The sequence below is a fragment of the Enterobacter sp. Li2LvB3 genome (genome assembly GCF_056156645.1).
Genome location: NZ_JBSICG010000017.1, coordinates 45595 through 64204, shown reverse-complemented (window position 1 = coordinate 64204; position 18610 = coordinate 45595). Strand labels below are relative to the sequence as shown.

17 protein-coding genes and 1 tRNA gene are annotated in these 18610 nt (G+C 53.0%); 10 read left to right on the top strand and 8 right to left on the bottom strand.

Annotation, left to right across the window (positions count from 1 at the left end):
* Positions 1–187 precede the first annotated feature (187 nt).
* Together ACS603_RS15095 and ACS603_RS15090 are read right to left on the bottom strand one after the other, a co-directional pair.
* Positions 188–1366: an acetyl-CoA C-acetyltransferase gene (locus tag ACS603_RS15095; RefSeq protein ID WP_182062316.1), complete on the bottom strand. Its 1179-nt coding sequence runs from the start codon at positions 1364–1366 to the stop codon at positions 188–190.
* Positions 1367–1458: 92 nt separating this feature from the next.
* On the bottom strand, positions 1459–2325 hold the full coding sequence (locus ACS603_RS15090; protein WP_182062317.1) for a LysR family transcriptional regulator: 867 nt from the start codon (positions 2323–2325) through the stop codon (positions 1459–1461).
* Positions 2326–2426: 101 nt separating this feature from the next.
* Between ACS603_RS15090 and ACS603_RS15085 the strand changes: the two genes are divergently transcribed.
* A complete protein-coding gene (locus ACS603_RS15085) occupies positions 2427–2888 on the top strand; it encodes a multidrug/biocide efflux PACE transporter (RefSeq protein ID WP_182062318.1) in 462 nt (153 codons plus the stop codon).
* A gap of 119 nt (positions 2889–3007) precedes the next feature.
* Positions 3008–4237 (top strand): amino acid permease, encoded by a 1230-nt coding sequence (locus ACS603_RS15080; protein ID WP_182062319.1) that lies wholly within the window; start codon positions 3008–3010, stop codon positions 4235–4237.
* A gap of 603 nt (positions 4238–4840) precedes the next feature.
* Here ACS603_RS15080 and ACS603_RS15075 read toward each other — a convergent pair.
* Both ACS603_RS15075 and yjdI read right to left on the bottom strand, forming a co-directional pair.
* On the bottom strand, positions 4841–5113 hold the full coding sequence (locus ACS603_RS15075) for a GNAT family N-acetyltransferase (RefSeq protein WP_014071634.1): 273 nt from the start codon (positions 5111–5113) through the stop codon (positions 4841–4843).
* Positions 5114–5123: 10 nt separating this feature from the next.
* On the bottom strand, positions 5124–5354 hold the full coding sequence (gene yjdI, locus ACS603_RS15070) for a 4Fe-4S mono-cluster protein YjdI (RefSeq protein ID WP_182062320.1): 231 nt from the start codon (positions 5352–5354) through the stop codon (positions 5124–5126).
* A gap of 179 nt (positions 5355–5533) precedes the next feature.
* Between yjdI and ACS603_RS15065 the strand changes: the two genes are divergently transcribed.
* The 6 genes from ACS603_RS15065 (at position 5534) to ACS603_RS15040 (ending at position 12840) form a co-directional block, all read left to right on the top strand.
* Complete coding sequence (locus tag ACS603_RS15065) at positions 5534–7171, top strand: ATP-binding protein (protein ID WP_474944511.1); 1638 nt, start codon at positions 5534–5536, stop codon at positions 7169–7171.
* Between the two features lie 3 nt (positions 7172–7174).
* Positions 7175–7876, top strand: a complete 702-nt coding sequence (locus ACS603_RS15060) for a response regulator (RefSeq protein WP_474944510.1) — start codon at positions 7175–7177, stop codon at positions 7874–7876.
* A gap of 163 nt (positions 7877–8039) precedes the next feature.
* Positions 8040–9128 (top strand): ABC transporter substrate-binding protein, encoded by a 1089-nt coding sequence (locus ACS603_RS15055; protein WP_182062323.1) that lies wholly within the window; start codon positions 8040–8042, stop codon positions 9126–9128.
* Between the two features lie 79 nt (positions 9129–9207).
* Positions 9208–10977, top strand: coding sequence for an ABC transporter permease (locus ACS603_RS15050; protein WP_182062324.1), 1770 nt, complete (start codon positions 9208–9210; stop codon positions 10975–10977).
* Positions 10970–12040, top strand: coding sequence for an ABC transporter ATP-binding protein (locus ACS603_RS15045; protein ID WP_182062325.1), 1071 nt, complete (start codon positions 10970–10972; stop codon positions 12038–12040). The genes ACS603_RS15050 and ACS603_RS15045 overlap by 8 nt, the downstream gene beginning before the upstream one ends.
* 401 nt (positions 12041–12441) lie before the next feature.
* Positions 12442–12840 (top strand): hypothetical protein, encoded by a 399-nt coding sequence (locus ACS603_RS15040; protein ID WP_315686712.1) that lies wholly within the window; start codon positions 12442–12444, stop codon positions 12838–12840.
* 63 nt (positions 12841–12903) lie between these two features.
* On the opposite strand, the gene ACS603_RS15035 is transcribed toward ACS603_RS15040, so the two are convergent.
* Both ACS603_RS15035 and ACS603_RS15030 read right to left on the bottom strand, forming a co-directional pair.
* Positions 12904–13518 (bottom strand): outer membrane beta-barrel protein, encoded by a 615-nt coding sequence (locus ACS603_RS15035; protein WP_182062327.1) that lies wholly within the window; start codon positions 13516–13518, stop codon positions 12904–12906.
* Between the two features lie 98 nt (positions 13519–13616).
* Positions 13617–14246 (bottom strand): winged helix-turn-helix transcriptional regulator, encoded by a 630-nt coding sequence (locus tag ACS603_RS15030; protein ID WP_182062328.1) that lies wholly within the window; start codon positions 14244–14246, stop codon positions 13617–13619.
* A gap of 352 nt (positions 14247–14598) precedes the next feature.
* Between ACS603_RS15030 and ACS603_RS15025 the strand changes: the two genes are divergently transcribed.
* On the top strand, positions 14599–16476 hold the full coding sequence (locus tag ACS603_RS15025; RefSeq protein WP_474944509.1) for a flagellin N-terminal helical domain-containing protein: 1878 nt from the start codon (positions 14599–14601) through the stop codon (positions 16474–16476).
* 511 nt (positions 16477–16987) lie between these two features.
* Here ACS603_RS15025 and ACS603_RS15020 read toward each other — a convergent pair.
* Positions 16988–17061, bottom strand: a tRNA-Gly gene (locus ACS603_RS15020).
* An 80-nt stretch (positions 17062–17141) separates the two neighbouring features.
* Positions 17142–17882: an amidase activator ActS gene (actS, locus tag ACS603_RS15015; protein WP_474944508.1), complete on the bottom strand. Its 741-nt coding sequence runs from the start codon at positions 17880–17882 to the stop codon at positions 17142–17144.
* Positions 17883–18046: 164 nt separating this feature from the next.
* Between actS and idi the strand changes: the two genes are divergently transcribed.
* A complete protein-coding gene (idi, locus tag ACS603_RS15010; protein WP_474944507.1) occupies positions 18047–18589 on the top strand; it encodes an isopentenyl-diphosphate Delta-isomerase in 543 nt (180 codons plus the stop codon).
* The last annotated feature ends 21 nt before the right edge of the window (positions 18590–18610 follow it).

Below are 18610 nucleotides of genomic sequence, written 5' to 3'. Positions count from 1 at the left end.
TCAACAAAAAAGGGGCTTTAAGGTGAATTTTTATGGGAGAGATCACACTAAAAACTTAGCGGGGAATATAATTCGGCGTGCAAGTATTAATGATAACTTTAGATTTACCTGAAAAGGGTAAAAATATGATTCTTCATGTCAAAAAAAACCTCCAGGCAGGAGGCTTTAGTGTCGGGCTGATGGAATATTACCTTTCGATTGCTAGCGCAACCCCCTGCCCACCACCGATACACAGCGTGGCGATCCCCTTACGGGAATTACGTTTCATCATTTCGTGGACCAGTGACACCAGGATCCGGCAGCCGGATGCGCCGATCGGGTGGCCAAGGGCTATCGCCCCGCCGTTGACATTGACGCGCAGCGGATCCCATTCCAGCATTTTGCCTACCGAAATGGCCTGAGCCGCAAAGGCTTCGTTCACTTCGATAAGATCTACATCACTGAGATGCCAGCCCGCGCGCTCCAGGCAGCGACGGGTCGCATAGACCGGTGCGATCCCCATTAAGGCCGGGTCAACACCTACGCTGGCAAATGCCTTGATGCGCGCCAGCACGGGTAAATCCAGCTCCTGGGCTTTGCTTTCACTCATCATCATCACCGCTGCTGCACCGTCATTTATAGAGGATGCGTTCCCGGCGGTCACCGAGCCCAGGGTTTCAAATGCGGGATTCAGCTTTGCCAGCCCTTCGGCGCTGGCATCGGTACGCGGCTGTTCATCCGTGTCGACGACAACAGATTCACCGCTCTGTCTAAGCGTGCTGACGGGCACGATTTCATCGCGAAACCGCCCGGAATCGATAGCCGCACGGGCTTTTTGCTGTGAGCTTAGCGCGTAGGCATCCTGAAGCTCGCGGCTGATGCCGTACTCCCGCGCCAGGTTTTCTGCCGTCACGCCCATGTGGTAGTCATTGAACGCATCCCACAACCCGTCATGCACCAGGCTGTCGATAAGCTGGCTGTTGCCCAGCTGCGCGCCGGTACGGCTGTCGGTGAGGACGTGCGGGGCGCGGCTCATGTTTTCCTGCCCTCCGGCAATTACCACATCCGCTTCACCACACTGTATCGCCTGGGTAGCAAGATGCAGCGCTTTCAGGCCAGAGCCACAGACATCGTTGATGGTAATTGCAGACACGGTATTCGGCAGGCCGCCTTTGAGCGCCGCCTGGCGCGCAGGGTTTTGACCGGCACCGGCAGTCAGCACCTGACCGAGGATCACTTCGTCGATTTCATGCCCGGCGATCCCGCTGCGTTCCACCAGTGCCTTCACCACCACGCTGCCCAGATCAACGGCAGAATAGCGCGACAGTGCTCCCTGAAAACAGCCGATAGCCGTACGCAACGCACCCACTATAACGACATCTTTCATCACGACCTCTGTATAAAATGACATGACGATAGTAGAGGATTGTTATCAACAATTGACGCAATTGTTTAAAAAAAGTGAGTTTAGTCACAGGATTAGCGTGCATCCTGCAAATACTGGCGCAGCCAGCTTCCGGCGACGCCTGGCGGGGATCGTTTGTTCCACAGCAGATCAATCCCGATCGCGCGCGGCCAGCCCGTTACGTTCAGCTGCACCAGAGATTTTGATGCCGCAAACTCATCCACTAGCGCGCATGGCAGCGCACACCAGCCAAAGCCCTGCACCGCCATACTCAAGAGTAACAGGTAATTGGGCGCTGACCAGACCGGCCCCCGCGCAAGCGTTGTTTCCCGCTCAAGATAGGTACTCAGGCGCAACTCGCGCCAGCCGTGAAGTTCGTCAGCCTGTGTCTCATGTTGCGCAGCAAGGGGATGGTCGGCAGAAACATAGATTGCCATCCGGGTCTGCATGGGCAGCCGGGTGACACCGATATCGGTCGGGTAGCCGTCGCGCGCTTCCGTTAGCCCGACCTGCGCCCGCTCCTTTTGCAGCAGGTCGATAACATCCTCTTCCTCGCCGATCAGACATTCGAATTCCGTATGGGGAAAACGCTGGTCGAACTGTTTCATCAGATCTTCCAGCACGTCCGGGTTCAGCGTATCGGAAAGCACAAATGTCAGGCGCGCTTCGGTTTGCGCCGTCAGCGACACCGCCAGCTCATCGAGCCGCGCGCTGGCCGCAAGAATGGATTGCACATAACCCAGCACTTGCTCGCCCTGCGCGGTTAATACAGGCTGACGCGCCGAACGGTCAAACAGCTCAAAGCCCAGATCGGCCTCAAGATTGGCAATGGAGGTACTGATGGTGGACTGGCTTTTACGCAGCCGACGTGCGGCAGCAGAAAACGAACCGGCGGCAACCGTTTCGACAAACGCGGTGAGAGCTTCGGGTGAATAGCGCATGAAGTATCTATTTTATCGATGGATACCATCTTTTATATATCATCTTTAGCGATAAAAATAGGCCGCAACAACGCCCATTCTGGCGAATTAATGAGGTCACTATGCAACATCAGGATGCACTCCAGCGTAAGCTACCGGAGCGAATCTTCCATGCGGTCTGTTTTGAAGGGATTGCCACGGCGATCCTCGCCCCGACGGCCGCGTGGTTAATGCAACGTTCAGTGGTTGAAATGGGCGGCCTGACCATTATTCTGGCCACCACGGCGATGGTGTGGAATATCATCTATAACTTTGGCTTTGACCGTTTCTGGCCTGTACAGCGGGTGAAACGCACGGCCAAAGTCCGCGCCCTGCACGCGTTAGGATTCGAATGCGGTTTTATTGTGATCGGCGTAAGCATCGTGTCTGCCGTGCTCGGCGTCACGCTGCTTGAGGCATTCACACTGGAAATAGGTTTCTTCCTGTTCTTCCTGCCCTACACCATGTTCTATAACTGGGCGTATGACACTCTGCGCGAGAAAATCATCAAGCGTCGCCAGCAACGACGCGCCCTGGCAGGCTAATTCTCCACTGGCCGGACACCCGCTCCGGCCAAACCACTCAGAAGCAACGGCGATCTCCTCTCATAATTATGGTAAATTGCACTCCTTTTTGTTCGTTTTATAGTTGATGCGTTGCTCTAATGTCGAAAATTTGGTCAAAAGAAGAGACTCTCTGGAGTTTCGCCCTCTATGGCACTGCCGTGGGCGCAGGAACCTTGTTCTTGCCCATTCAGATCGGCTCCGCAGGCGCCATTGTCCTGCTTATTACAGCCCTTGTGGCTTATCCGTTAACCTACTGGCCGCACAAAGCGCTGGCGCAATTTATCCTGTCGTCGAAAACAAAAGGCAACGAAGGGATCACCGGAGCGGTGTGCCACTACTACGGTAAGAAGATCGGTAACCTGATCACCGCGCTCTATTTTGTCGCCTTCTTTGTGGTGGTGCTTATCTACGCGGTGGCGATTACAAACTCGCTCACCGAACAGCTGGCGAAGCGCATGACGGTCGACCTTAGTGTGCGGGTGATGGTGAGTTTTGGCGTGGTGCTGGCGCTGAATCTGATCTTCCTGATGGGGCGCCATATCACCATTAAAGTGATGGGATTTTTGGTGTTTCCGCTGATCGCCTACTTCCTGTTTTTATCGCTCTATCTGACGGGTAGCTGGCAACCTGAGCTGCTCACAAGCCAGATGGCATTCGATCAACATACGCTGCACCAGGTATGGGTTTCTATCCCGGTGATGGTTTTCGCTTTTAGCCATACCCCGATCATCTCGACGTTTGCGGTCGATCGTCGCGAGAAGTACGGTGAAGCCGCCATGGGTAAATGCAAAAAAATCATGAAGGTGGCGTACCTGATTATTTGCCTGAGCGTACTGTTCTTCGTGTTCAGCTGCCTGCTTTCCATTCCACCGTCTTACATTGTGGCGGCGAAAGAGGAAGGGGTAACGATTTTGTCGGCGCTGTCGATGATGCCCTCTTCTCCTGCCTGGCTTGGGATTTCCGGCATTATTGTCGCCATTATCGCGATGTCGAAATCGTTCCTCGGCACCTATTTTGGGGTGATTGAGGGAGCGACGGAGATAGTGAAGTCGTCGCTGAATCAGGTGGGGGTGAAGAAAAGCCGCGCCTATAACCGTGCGGTTTCCATCCTGGGCGTGTCGCTGATTACCTTTGTGGTGTGCTGTATTAACCCGAATGCGATTTCAATGATTTACGCCATCAGCGGCCCGCTGATTGCCATGATTTTGTTTATTATGCCGACGCTGTCGACGTATTTGATTCCATCGCTGAAGCAGTATCGTTCGGTGGGGAATTTGCTAACGTTGATTGTGGGGGTGTTGTGTGTGTCGGTGATGTTTGTGGGGTGATTCGAGGAATGAGGATGCAGGCTGTTCCGTTCACTTCTATTCCGGTATAACATTTATTCTTCACAGCCCGTGAACGGGAAAAGGGGGCCACCGCGGCCCCCTTTTCAATCCCCGCGGCCCCGCAACAAAATCGGTGCTTCGCACTTCGCTCACCTCCCGACCCTCTGCCTGCGGTCGGCTCAACTCGACATCCTGTCTCGATTCGCCTCTGGCCGCCATCCATGGCGTCCAGACCTTGTCATCCGGTCTCCGGCTCGCCGATTTTAGCGGGGACTCAACACCCGTGCCCCTTTCCGGCCGCAGTGTAGGTTGAGGTGATGCCAGTCCGGCAGAAAATCGCCGAGGCGTTTCACCGTAGCCGGGGCGACGCGCAGGGATGCGCGGAGAGGGCGTGACCTGCATGGATGCAGGATCTCGCCCGACCCGAAAGCGAAGGGGAAAAAGCCGAGGGAACCGCGAAGCGGCGATTTTCATGGCCGGGAGCCGGGATTGTTAAGGGGGCGGCGATAGCCCCCTTAACACGTTCACCGCAGCGGGATAAACAGGTAGCGGAGAAGCTATAGTGAACGGAACGCTACCACCGATCGTGCAGACGGTGGAACATCACGCCCGAATATCGTCATACTCTCGCGTATTATCAAACTCATGCTTCGCGAACGGGCACAGTGGGATAATCTTGCGGTTCTCACCGCGCATCTTCTCCACCACTTTCGCCACCAGCTGCTTACCGACGCCTTGCCCCTTCAGGCTCGGGTCGACATCGGTGTGCTCGATAATGCTCAGGTGCTCGCCGGTCGGGACAAACACAATCTCGGCGACCTGATTTCCGTCTGCATCGTTCACATAAAACTTGTTATGGCCTTCCAGAATATCCATAGTTCCTCGCTTATTTTTGGCGATACTTCAGCGCACCGCTCGGGCAGGTATCAATCACACGAATAACCGTTTCTACATCCACTTCATCCGGGATGATCCACGGTTTGCGTTTCAGATTGAATAGCTTAGCGCTACCGCGCACACAATTCCCTGAATGTTCGCAGATCCCGGTGTTGAAGTAGACATCAATTTTGTCCCCGGTATAGGCCCGGTAACCTGCGTCCAGTAGTTCTTTATCCATGACATTGCCTCTGTAGTTATTATGGTGCTGAACAAAGCATAGCCTTGTGGGATCCTGATGGCTATCCACGCAAAAAACGAAAAGCCAGCTCACAACTCTGTTTTTGTCAGATTGCACGTCACATTTCCCCATGTCAGGCTCCGCAAATATCTCATTTTTGTATTTCAGCCGCAGGACATATGAAACGCAGACTCCCTTTTCAGGTGAAGCTTTTTTTATCTCTGGTGTTCTTTTCCTGTCTGCTATTAGTGCTGCTGGGTGCGATTCTGTTCCATTTTATCGACCGACAGCTGCACCATGACCTCGGACAGCGTGCGCGTGTGCAGGCCAGCGAAATAGCCCTGATGCCGGGGCTTGCCGATAAAGTCGCTGCCAGAGATATCAGCGGCATTGCCCGCTTAATTCAGCCTTTACGCGCAGAAAGCGATGCCAGTTATATTGTTATCGGGGATACCCGCGAGCAGCATCTGTATCACTCAGAATCACCTGAACGCCTTAATTTACCCATGATTGGTGGGGATAATGCCGAGGTCTTAAAGGGAAAGACCATTATTTCGGTACGTAAAGGGGGGATCGGTGTTTCATTACGCAGCAAGGCCCCGATATTTAATGCCCAACATCAGGTGATCGGGATTGTCTCGGTGGGTTATCTGACCTCGTACATTGCCAATATTAATGCCCGCATCCTCTGGCAGTCGGGCTTATATGGCATTGGACTTTTGCTTCTGCTGTTTATTTTTTCCTGGCTGTTTACCCGTAATCTCAAAAAGCAGATGTTCCGCCTGGAGCCCAAAGATATTGCCCAGCTGGTTCTGCAACAAAAAGCCCTGCTTGAAGCCATGTACGAGGGCGTATTTGCGGTAAATGCTGAAAAGCAGCTGATTTTAATAAACCGGGCGGCGCGAGAACTGCTGGATATTCGCCAGAGCGAAAAAGAGCTTATCGGCAAACCGCTCGATGAGGTGTTGCAGACCTCACCCGGTTTCTTTTCACAGCGCTATACCTCAATAAGCAGCGGTAGCCACGATCAGATTGCCGTCCTTAATCATCGGGAAGTGATCGTTAACCGCGTGGCAATGGAGGTTGAGGCGGGTGTCGAAAGCGGTTGGGTGTATAGCTTCCGCGATAAAAACGACATTAACACCCTCAGCAGCCAGCTGAGCCAGATAAAGCGTTACGCTGACAATCTGCGCATTATGCGCCATGAGCAATTAAACTGGACCGCTACCCTCGTCGGGTTGTTGCAGATGAAGCATTATGACGAGGCCATTCGCTACATTCAGGCCCAGTCCGATGGCGCGCAAAAGGTGCTGGATTTTGTCTCTGCCCGTTTCACGTCGCCGGCATTATGCGGGTTGCTGCTGGGGAAATACGTCAGCGCGCACGAAAAAGGTGTTGAACTGCTTTTCGATCCTGCCTGCCAGTTAACCCATATGCCGTTAACGCTCAACGAAACAGAGCTGATGTCGGTTATAGGCAACCTGCTGGATAACGCCGTGGACGCCACGCTGAAAGCGCCCGTACCCGCCGCAGTGGAACTCTATATTTCGGACAGAAACCAGGAGCTGCTGATAGAAGTAGCCGACCGGGGCTGCGGCGTGGACGATGCCATGAAGCCGCATATTTTCCAACAGGGATTCACAAGTAAGCCCGACACCGGCAACGAAATAACGGGCTCCGAGCACGGTATCGGTCTGTTTCTGGTGGCAGGATATATTGATAAGGCCGGTGGCAATATTGAAATCACCGACAATACCCCGCAAGGCACTATTTTCACGGTGTTTATTCCATTTAAACCTTCCGTTCGACAGGGCTAACACATGACTACTACCCGGGCAATTGATGTCGTCATTGTTGAGGACGAACCTCACCTCGCCGAGCTGCATCGTGAGTATATTGAGCAGAATTTCCATTTGCGCGTTGTCGGCATTGCCCCTTCGCTGGAAAAGGCGCGTGAGCTGATTAGCCGCCATCAGCCACGGTTGATCTTGCTTGATAACTATCTTCCTGATGGTAAAGGCGTGAACTTAATCGACAGCCCGCTGCTGAAGAGTTTTGAGTGCTCGGTCATTTTCATCACTGCGGCCAGCGATATGCAAACCTGTAGCCATGCTATGCGCAGCGGCGCGTTCGACTACCTGATAAAACCGGTGTTTTTCCAGCGCCTGCACGCCTCGCTTGAGCGGTTTTTGCGCTTCATTCACACCGTGCAACAGGTGAAGGTGGTGGATCAACATGCGCTGGATCGCCTGTTTAATCTGCCTGCGGCAGAGTCCTCCCCGGCCCCTTCCACAAAAGGGATTGAGCCCAACACGCTGGAGCGCATTAAGCGCTTTTTCACGGATAACCCTGAAAGCAATATGTCTGTAGAAGAGGTGGTAGAAAACGTGGGCATCAGCAAAACCACGGGCCGCCGTTATCTGGAATACTGCGTGGAGAGCGGTTTTATTAGCATCGAAATGTTGTACGGCAATATTGGCCATCCAAGACGGCTATATCGCAAAGCACCCGCCAAAGAATAAGCCGTAAACCGGGTGGTGTTTTGCGGATTTAATGGTGTTAATTGCCGAAACAACGCCGACAATCACACTTCGGAAGCGGGGCTTTCGCCCCCCTATTGTCTGATGTTCCCCATACGCTATGTTGACCATTAGTTCCTCAAATGTAACTAAAAGGTTAATTATAATGTCGAACACTTTCCGAATTTCTCTGCTTACCGCTACTGTACTGATCTCTACGTCTGCAATGTCTGCTTTGCCGCAGGGCTATCCTGCCGAGTATCAAAAAGTCGTGGATGCTGCGACCAAAGAGGGCAAAGTGGTGATTTACTCCACCACCGACACCAAAGCCGCCGGGCCGCTGATTGAGGGCTTCGAGAAAACCTACCCGGGCATTAAAGTTGAATATAACGACATGAACAGCACCGAGCTGTACAACCGTTTTATCAGCGAACAAGCCTCCGGTGGCAGCAGCGGTGATGTGGTCTGGAGCTCCTCAATGGATACCGCACTGAAGCTCGCTACCGACTATGCGCAGGAGTACAAATCCCCTGAGCAAAGCCAGTTACCAAAATGGGCAGTCTGGAGCGATAAAGCCTACGGCACCACCTATGAGCCAGTGGTCTTTATCTACAACAAACGCCTTATTCCTGCGGCCGAAGTACCGGATTCACACGCGGCGCTGGCTAAACTTATCGCCAGCCAGAGCGATAAATTCAAGAGCAAAGTCACCACCTACGACATCGAAAAATCCGGGCTGGGCTTTATGCTCTCCGTTCAGGATTTCAAGGCCGATCCAAACTACCTGAAAACCCTGGCTGATATCGCCAAAGGCGGTTTAGCCGTGCAGTCTTCAACCGGCACGATGATGGAAAGGGTATCGTCAGGTGAAAACCTGATTGGCTTTAACATCCTTGGCTCCTACGCTGAAGCCCGTGCGAAGAACGATCCGTCACTGGGCATCTCCTATCCGAAGGATTACACCCTGGTGTTATCGCGCGTGTCCTTTATCAGCCAGCAGGCGCAAAACAACAACGCCGCGAAGCTGTGGCTGGACTATGTGCTGTCAGAAAAAGGGCAAAGTATTCTGGCGAATCAGGCTGATATCCCGTCCATTCGTAACGATATCGAAGGCAAAAATGATATCGATGGCCTGACCAAAGTGCTGGGCAGCGCGCTGAAACCGATCCCGGTTGATGAAAGCCTGTTGGAATACCTGCAACCGAAAAAACGTCTGGACTACATCAAACAGTGGCGCGAAGCCGCAGCTAAATAAGTCCGGTCATAGCGCGGCGGCTCTGCCGCGCTCCTTCACCTGATGTCGTTGTTCTGGGTTCCAGCACCAGGGATACACTATGAATACATTACACAGAAAGTGGCAAAGCCTGCCTCGCGGCGTAGTGGTGTTGATAACCGCTCTGGTTATCTATGTTCCGCTGTCGTTCATCGTGATACAGAGCTTCTTATCGGCTCCCTTTTTTTCTCCGGCTAAAGAGTGGAGCTTTGAATCATTTGGATTTATTTTCACCGACCCCGACTTCTATAAAGCACTCAGAAGCGGCTTCATTCTCGCGTTCGGTCTGGTCGTTATTGCCATTCCGCTTGGCGGGGTACTGGCGTTTCTGATGGTTCGCACCGACTTGCCTGGCCGGCGTCTGATTGAGCCGCTGATCCTGGTGCCGATTTTTGTGTCGCCGATGGTTCTGGGCTTTGGCTATGTGGTCGCCGCCGGGCCGGTTGGTTTTTTATCTCTGTGGGCGCAGTCGCTGATTGGTTTTGTGCCCTGGAATATCTACGACATGTCGAGCATCGTGGTCATCGCTGGCCTGACGCATGTTCCGCACGCGTATCTGTATATTTCTTCGGCGCTGCGAAGCGTGGGTTCTGATGTAGAAGAAGCCGCGCGCACGGCGGGGGCTTCTCCCTTGCAGGTCATGACCTCCGTCAGCCTGCCGATGGTGCGTCCGTCTATTCTGTACGCCATCGTGTTGCTGTTCTTCCTCGGGCTGGAGGTGTTTGGCCTGATGCTGGTGCTGGGCGATCCAGAAGGCAACATGGTGCTGGCAACCTACCTGTATCAGCTGACCAACAAGCTCGGCACACCGTCTTATCACCTGATGGCGGCGGTGGCCGTGGTGCTGATTTGTATCACCATCCCACTGGTCATGTTACAGCGTCGCCTGATGCGCACTGCCAACCGCTTTGTGACCGTGAAAGGCAAAGCGTCACAGGCGCGCGCGTTGCCGCTGGGCAAATGGCGCTGGGTGGCAGGTGCCGTGGTGGCGTTCTGGCTGACCGTGACCATTGGCGTTCCACTGCTTGGCGTGGTGTTACGCGCGTTTATCTCAAACTGGGGGGTGGGAGTATCTCTCTGGGATGAGCTTTCCCTGAGCACCTTCCGCACTATCTGGGCACAACCAAACCTGCTGCGCGCCATCGTCAACTCGATGTCTATCGGCGTGATTGGCGGTGCGCTGGCGGTGGCCTGCTATCTGTTTGTCGGTATCGCCATGCACCGCAAACCGGACAACACCACGCGGTTCCTCGATTACAGCGTGCTGGTGCCACGTGCGGTGCCGGGCTTGCTTGCGGGTCTGGCTTTCCTGTGGGTGTTCCTGTTCCTGCCAATGTGGCTGGATAACTCACTGAAATCAGGCTGGCTTTCCGGGTTTGCGTGGTCAGACTGGATGCGTGAACATCTGATTGTCTGGTTGCGTTCATTACGCAGCACCATCTTCAGCGTCTGGCTGGCCTACACCGTGGTGTGGATGGCATATGGGCTACGGCTTATCTCCTCAACGCTGCTCCAGGTCGGGCCTGAACTTGAAGAAGCGGCGCGCAGCACAGGGGCAACGCGCGGGCAAATTACCCGTCACGTCACCATCCCGTTATCACGCTACGGTCTTATCGGCTCATGGTTGTTGATGTTCCTGATCTTTGAACGCGAATACTCAACCGGTGTGTACCTGCTTTCGCCAGGTACGGAAACCATAGGCTCGATGCTGGTTTCCCTGTGGGCGGCGGGTGCCATTGATATCGTGGCTGCGCTCTCTTTTATTAACATCCTGCTGGTCGTGGTAGGTCTGGGCATTGCCCTTCGCTTCGGAGTTAAATTACATGATTGAATTAGCGGTCGAAAATCTGCACTTAACCTACGGCGACAACCCGGTGTTAAAAGGGGTTTCCATGAACCTCAAACGCGGCGAAGTAGTTTCCTTGCTGGGGCCATCGGGCAGCGGCAAGACCACATTGCTGCGCGCGGTTGCGGGCCTGGAAAAGCCGACCCAGGGTTCGATTGTCATCGGCAAAAACAGCGTTTACAACGGCACACCGCGCAGTGAAATCCCGGCAGAGGAACGCAACCTGGGGCTGGTGTTTCAGTCCTACGCCCTGTGGCCGCACAAAACCGTTTTTGAGAACGTGGCATATCCTTTAAAGCTGCGTAAGGTCCCAGCGAAAGAGGTAACCCAGCGCGTTCAGGATGTGCTGGATCAACTCGGCCTGGGCCATCTGGGTAAGCGCCACCCGCACCAGCTTTCCGGTGGTCAGCAACAGCGCGTGGCGATTGGCCGGGCGCTGGTCTATAACCCGCCGGTGATCCTGCTGGATGAACCGCTTTCGAACCTGGACGCCAAGCTGCGCGAAGAGGCCCGCGTGTTCCTGCGTGAGCTGATTATCAAGCTCGGCCTGTCGGCGCTGATGGTCACGCACGATCAGAATGAAGCGATGTCGATTTCCGATCGTATTCTGCTGCTGAACAACGGCAAAATTGAGCAACAAGGTACGCCGCAGGAGATGTATGGCTCGCCGAAAACGCTGTTTACCGCCGAGTTTATGGGCAGTAACAACCGCCTGCATGGCAAAGTGACCGAAGTCCGCGACGGCAAAGCGCACATTGAAGGCAACGGCTGGAGGCTGTGGGGCCAGGCGGCGGAAGGCGTGAAAGCAGGGAGTGAAGCCACGGCGGTTATCCGTGTGGAGCGTGTAGCAGTGGTGGACGGCCCGGGAGAAAACCAGCTTGAGCTGCCGTTACTCACCAGCATGTATCTGGGGGATCGCTGGGAATATCTGTTCCGTACCGCGGGGGATGATTTTGTGATCCGCGCGTATGGTCATGACGTTCGGGATCCGCAGCACTGCCATTTGTCGTTACCGGAAAAACACGTCTGGATCTTCCCTAAAGGGTGATGAAAACCTGACAGTGCCCGGTGGCGCTTCGCGTACCGGGCCTGCAAAACCAACGTCGGGTAAGCGAAGTGCCACCCGACACAAACACGTGCTACCGCTTATGGCGTAACAATATTGAACCAGAAATCAAAGGTATCCAGGCAATGCGGGTTCCAGATAACATTGCCCTCCTCGCCCTTGATCATTTCCTGCGAAAGTGGCGCAATAACCCCTTTGCACTAACACGCATTTTCAGTTTCATAAATCCTCGATAGATAATAATGAGTGTCGAAGAAACAAAGCTACCACCTGCATGTTTTATACCCCATCGCTAATACATTTAAAAATAAACAATTTAAATCTGATAGCGCAGTCAACGTTTTAGATAATGTCAGTCTCTCTCATTTACCCAGAGTTATTCCATGAAGAAACTGTCATTATTTGTGGCTATATTCAACTTGAGTACATTAGCCGCGTGTAGCGCCCCTCATCAGGATGAGGTTGAAAAGATAAACCACCTGCAAATCCCGTTGGTTCTGCCCGGTGAAAAACCCGCAGAGGTGCAAACTTCACACATTGCGGCACTTTACCAAACGAACAAGCAACACATTAATGTGCTAACCACCAGCCTGAAAAATCACTATTTACAAAACACAACAGCGAAAGATATTTTTACCGAAGACAGTCCGGTTCAGCGCGTATATGCCTCTCTGACGAAGCTGGAGCAACTGGATATGATTAACCAGCAATATCTGAAAGATAATAATGAGATGGGTCTGAGAAGTATTAATATCGCCCTTCAACCTTTAGTGGCCGGTTAAATGTCAAAAAGCCCGGCTACAAACGTAGCCGAGCTTTTTCTATTATCATGATTCTGGCAAGTCTTAATCGTGCTGCCCAAAACGATAGGTTAACCCTGCCGTTACAGAGCTCACATCGCTGCTGACGCCTATCTGGTTGGCATTACCCACGTTGCTCACCCACTGATACTCCAGGCGACCCGCCCAGTTTTTGTTGAATGCGTACTCCGTACCGACAGCAGCTAGCGGGCGTACACCAGTATCAAAACGATTGTGACCACTTACATCGGACTCAGCGCGATAGGCCATCGCCCCGGCACGACCATAAATATCCCAGCTGTCCGTCAGGCCGTAGCTGGCTTTTAAGGACATCTGCAAACCCTGGCTTTTCATTTGCGCACCCGCGCTATGATGACCATTAATCTGCATATTGCCTAAATAATCGTAACCACCTTCAACGGCCAGCCATGGCGTTATCTGGTAACCCGTATAAATACCGCCACCGACGTTATCGTGATCGACATTATACTGGTTAGAGCCGTTGTTGTTGTCGTGCGCCTTAGACGCGGTATTGGCATCAAAATAGTGAGACCAGCCAAATTTAGCGCCACTGTACCAGGTGCCTGCATTAGCTGCCGCAAACGCCGTGGTAGCGGTAAAGGCATTAGCAATAATTAATGCGACAAGTGTCTTTTTCATATAAATCCCGTTTGCTTAATTGAATGTTTTCAGTCAGCAAACGATATAGATAAATAAGTGCGTCGTTAATTGATTTTCAGTTTAATTTTAAATTATCACTAGAAGGATTCCGGTAAATGCGTCATCTCCAGCAAATAACCGCCACGCTTAAATGAGATGTATTGCCCTTTTTTTAACGCCGATAATACATTGAGAATACTGCTGCGCGACAATAGCGTACGATCCTGAATATAGTCAAGAATTGTCGTGCGCATTCGCGCTTCTTCGGGCAGCAATATCATCTCCTGCAAATGATTGCGAATAACGGAATAGGTACGTTGCTGTACCACCTGGGCATCACGGTAAACTAAATAGGCCGTGTGATACGAGAGCACTGCCGCGACATCCTCCCATACGCCCTGTTCGCGAAAAAGCGTGGCGGCATGGTCTGCATCGGCACGCAAAACGGTCGATTCACTTTCCACCCGCAGAATATGTCCCTGCGTAGGCTGGATCATCTCGGCGATCCCAAACAGATGCGGTTCATAAACCGTCACCAGCAACAGCCCGTCAGAAGCACGCAGCAAAGACAACTCACCCTGCTGGAAAAGGTACATTTGCTGCCGACCTTTATGCGTCCAGGTGATGCGCTTACGCGGAACTAATTTCACGTTCTCCGCGATCGGTTCAAGGATCGCAGTCAGACGTTCAATGGACTGTTCGGGTCGAACAGGAGGTAAAATATGCATGGCACTGCCCTGTAGCCTGGCGACTTTGCCAGTATAGACCAGAAAGTTAAGCGGTTACTGCTTCAGAACTGATAACTGTAGTTCACACTGGCAAACCAGAGGTGTGGATTATCATAGCTGCCGGATAAAACGGCGCGGGGCGCATGACCCAGCCAATGAGCTAGCGCACAGATATATCAGGCGATATTTAGCGAGTAAAAAGAAAAGGGGTTCAATTTTAAATTTCAGCCTGGCGGCTCAGAAAAATTTCGGTAAAGTCACCTCTGAAATATAGTGGTTAATTTAACCTAAATATATCCTCTTCCTGGACGATGATCTCTCAAAGCATAATACTAAGAAAAGCAGGTGAACGATGTCTGGGATCATCACCAACGTCAATACTCTGGTAGTACAAAATACCGCGTTAAAGACCAGTTCCGTATTACAGCAATCCGTTGAGCGACTCTCCTCCGGGATGCGAATTAACAGCGCCAAAGACGATGCGGCAGGTCAGGCGATTGCTAACCGTATGGGCAGCCAGATTAAAGGTCTTCTTCAGGCGCAGCGAAACGCCAGCGACGGGCGTTCAATGGCCGAAACGGCGGAAGGTGCGCTCAGCGAAATTAACCAGCGCTTGCAGCGCATTCGTGAGCTGTCCGTTCAGTCGTTGAGTGAAACCTACACTCTGGAAGATGCAGACAGCATTCAGGCTGAAATTAACGTCAACCTGAAAGAGATTGCCCGTCTTAATTCACAGACCACCTTTAATGGCAAAAACGTGCTCGATGGCAGCGCCGGGAATGTGCCGATACAGGTTGGCGTAAATGATAATGAAACCCTTGGCCTCTTCCTTGGCAAACCGGGTTTCAGCGTTGACGAACTTGGACTGACCGACCTGGTGATCCGCGGAATTAGCGGCAAAGTGACGCCGACCGATCAGCTACTGGGCTCCGCCAGCAATATCTCGCTGAGCAGCAGCAGTACCAGCGTCACCTTTAATACCGCAGGCGTCGCGCTAACATCCGCCAAACTGGTTCGCAGCAGCAGCGGTATTTTGTTTATTCAGGGCACCGATGCGCAGGGGAAAAACACCTATCTGACGGCGAACTACGGCGCGACGTACAATACCGCTACCAGTTCGGCCAGCGTAAGCGTTTCAGCCGTGACATCTTCACCGCTCTACAGCGATATCTCCACGCTGCCGTCACGCGCGGTGTCAGGGCTTTCGTTTGTAGACAACAGCAACGCGGCGATGAGCGCCGATGCGCTGGTGAGCAGCAACGGCAAATATTATATCCAGCAGGGAACGGACTATTACGAAGCCGAACTCAACTGGGGCCCGACCGGGGCAATGCAGGCCAAAGTCACTGACCCCACGGCGCTGACGACCCTGGCATCACCGGTTAACGTCACCAGTACACCGGCGGTAGATTTAACCAGCGCCACCCCCACCTTCCTGGACAGCAGCGGGAATGCGGTTTCCGGCACCGCGCGGCTGGTGAAAAATGGCAGCTCGTATTTTATGGAAGTGGACAACGGCGGCGGCGATTTTCGCTATTATGCCGCCTCTGTTGCTGTCAGCAGCGATGGCGGAACACCCGCCATGACCGTTCAGGCAAACACCGCGACTGCACAAAACGCCTTTACGGATGTCAGCACCGTCGGCGGTACATCTTACGTAACGATCGACCCGGCAAAGATGCAGCTGAACTATACGGATAACGACGGCAAAACCTTCGCTAACGTACTCGATAGCGATGCTGACGGGAATTATGTGATGAACCTCGGCGCGGATGGTAAAAGCGCCACTCTGGTACAGCAAAGTGACGGCTCGCTGCTGATTAAGACACTCAACGGCAGCGGCGAGATCCAGATTTATTATCCCAACAGCTATACCGCCACAACCGACGCCGCAACGGGCTGGACCACCATCAATCTACGGGAAACCGGTGATGGGATCCGTCTGCGCAATCCGGAAGATCCACTGGCAACTCTCGATGCGGCGATTGCCCGTGTCGATCAGCGCCGTAGCCTGCTGGGCGCAACCATGAACCGCCTCGAATCCGCGCAGAATGTGCAAGCGGCAACCTCCACGGCACTGAGCGCCTCGCGTTCGCGAATTGAAGATGCTGATTACGCGGAAGAAGTGTCGCAAATGTCTCGCGCGCAGATTGTGCAACAGGCGGGGAACTCGGTGCTGGCGAAATCGAACCATCTGCCGGATGCGGTACTTTCATTGTTGCAGGGGTAATTGGCGTGATGGGGTGAAGGGAATCGAACCCTCGTATAGAGCTTGGGAAGTTCTCGTTTTACCCTTTAACTACGCTGTCAGACATAGTATAGCTACCGTTGCTCCCATTCATTTTCAGAGAATAGCCATGAACACTAAGCCGTGGGTTTTAGTATTTATTATTTTTGCGGGTTCGTTGAATACTGCTATGGCGGATAGTTGCCGAGCCAACATTTTTGATGGCCAGGACTGTCGCTATGACGATGGCACAACATCCAGCAGTCGGGCCAATATTTTCGGCGGGCAAGATACGCAAAACTATTAGCACCAGTAGAGGGTTATGAATGGAATCAGCATGGTCTGCTCGCACAACGCCTGCGGCAGATTTAAAATGAGCGAAAAACAATAACTTCAAGCTATGAGCAAAGCAGATGGGAAACTCTTGCGTGAAACAAAGATACCCCGCCAGTTGCACCGAAATTGTATTGTTTTTTGTTCATGGGCGGATGGGAAAATAAAGATAGGGGCATTTTGGAGCGGGTGAAGGGAATCGAACCCTCGTATAGAGCTTGGGAAGCTCTCGTTCTACCATTGAACTACACCCGCTTTGAAGTGCGTAAAGCATTATAGGCCTTACGCACTTTCACACAAGCCTCTTGATGACTAAGTGGCGATTAAATAATCACTTAGCATTTCGGTTTGCTGCCCTGTGCCGGAAGATAACGCTGCGGATCGATGGCCGTGGCGCGATAGCGGATCTGGAAGTGGAGCTTCACCGAGTCCGTCCCTGTGCTGCCCATGGTCGCAATCTTCTGCCCCGCCTTCACGTTCTGCCCATTGTTCACCAGCATAGTGTCGTTGTGCGCATACGCCGTGATGTAATCTTCACCATGCTTAATCATGATCAGATTACCGTAGCCGCGCAGCTGGTCGCCGACGTAAACCACTTTCCCGGCACCGGATGCATAAACAGGTGTCCCGCGCGCCGCAGAGATATCAATGCCCTTGTTTCCTCCCTCAGACGTTGAATACGGCATCACTACTTTGCCACTGGCAGGCCAGACCCAGCAGCGCTGCCCGACCGGCGGCCAGGACGATTGCGGCACTGCGTAAGATGGTGTCACTTTGGCGGTTTTCGTTTTAGACGACGTGGAATTTTTTGCTGTAGAAGAAGAGCCGCCGTTAACCTTCAGCTTTTGCCCCACCTCGATGGTATAGGGCGCAGGGATATTGTTCATCCGCGCCAGATCTTTCACGCTAGTGCCCGTTGTACGCGCAATTCGGTACAGCGTATCTCCGCGCTTAACGGTGTACACCGCACCGCCCATATCGGAGGATTTACTGCCCGAACACCCCGCCAGCAGTAGCGTTAGCGTCAGAAGGGATAAGGCAATAATGGGGTTTCTGGTCAGGCTTCCTGCAAACAAAACGGATCCTCGGTCAGCGTAAATGGCGCACTATGATACCAGCCCGGAGAGATAAGGGTCAGCCCTTTTCCGCTCCTGGAGACAAACCGTTCGTATAAGAATGCCGTATAATACTCCTCTGCTGATGGTGCAGAACCATCCGCATTATTGGCACTGGAGCAGGAATGAGCATTCAAGAACACGTCATTTTAGTAAATGACCAGGGAACGGTAATTGGCACTCAGGAGAAATACGCCGCACACACGTCGCATACCCCGCTGCATCTGGCCTTCTCATCCTGGCTGTTTAACGCAAAAGGCGAATGTCTGGTGACACGGCGCGCCATGAGCAAAAAAGCCTGGCCTGGCGTCTGGACCAACTCCGTGTGCGGCCACCCTCAATCCGGTGAAGAGATTGAACAGGCCATTATCCGCCGCTGCCGATTTGAAGTGGGCGCAGAGATTACTGACATTACCGCCGTCGCGCCTGAATTTCGCTATCGTGAAGTCGATCCTTCCGGGATTGTCGAAAACGAGATCTGCCCGGTTTATGCCGCACGCGTCACTGCCGACGTCACCATCAACCATGATGAAGTGATGGAGTACCAGTGGGTCACGCTGGAAGCGTTATTCCGTGCGCTGGACGCAACGCCTTGGGCATTTAGCCCGTGGATGGTGATGGAAGCCACCGTCGCACGCGACGCGCTCCGCGCTTTCGCCACACAATAAAAAAGCCCCGGCGATAATCGC